Source organism: Acidovorax sp. KPB24-07, from assembly GCF_057543315.1.
The window spans coordinates 1-745 of the sequence record NZ_BAAJYS010000847.1 but is presented as its reverse complement, the minus strand read 5'-3'; the positions used below and the strand labels follow the sequence as shown (position 1 = coordinate 745).

Below are 745 nucleotides of genomic sequence, written 5' to 3'. Positions count from 1 at the left end.
CGCGCCAACTGGCCGCCACGCCCCAGCAGCACGCCGGGTACGGCCGCGGTGACGGCGGCCAGCAGCGCCAGCCCGAGCGAGAGCTGCGCCGCATGCGCGAGGCGCGCCAGCACGCTGCGGCCCAGCACGTCGGTGCCCAGCCAGTGCGTGGCACCGGGTGGCTGCAGGCTGTCGGCCAGCACCTGGCGGGCAGGGTCGATACCGATCAGCACCGGCCCCAGCAGCGCGAAAAGCGCGACCAGCGCCAGGATGATGATGCCTGCGCGTTGGCGCCATGCCGCACGCCGGGTCTGGCGTGCGGCGAGCGCCGGGATCCCGAGGGTTGCCGCGCTCATGTGGTGGCTCCCATGCGCCGACGCGGGTCAAGCGCAAGGCAGGCGGCGTCCACCAGCAGGTTGAACACCACGAACAGGAAGCCCATGCACAGGGCCGTGCCCTGGATCATTGGCACGTCGCGCCCGAACACCGCGTGCACCAGCGCATGGCCGATGCCGGGCCAGGCGAACAGCGTCTCGACCACCACCGCGCCCTCGACCAGGAACACGGCATGCACGCCCAGGTAGGCCACCACCGGCACCGCCGCCTGGCGCAGGCCGTGGCGCACCAGGGCCTGCCGGTCCGACAGGCCCTTGGTGCGCGCGAACTCGTAGGACGGCGAAGCCGCGGCCTCCTGCATCGCGCTGCGCGCCACCCGCGCCAGGCCTGCCGCGAGGCCCAGGCCGAGCGTCAGCGCGGGCAGCAGCAG

1 protein-coding gene and 1 pseudogene are annotated in these 745 nt (G+C 74.1%); both read right to left on the bottom strand.

Translation table 11 applies throughout. The features are described from left to right. A pseudogene (locus AC27IQ_RS26220) lies at positions 1 to 335 on the bottom strand (ABC transporter permease); the annotation flags it as partial. Further along, a partial coding sequence (locus AC27IQ_RS26215; RefSeq protein WP_487091397.1) for an ABC transporter permease subunit occupies positions 332 to 745 on the bottom strand: 414 nt, incomplete at its 5' end. The gene AC27IQ_RS26215 and the pseudogene AC27IQ_RS26220, both read right to left, overlap by 4 nt.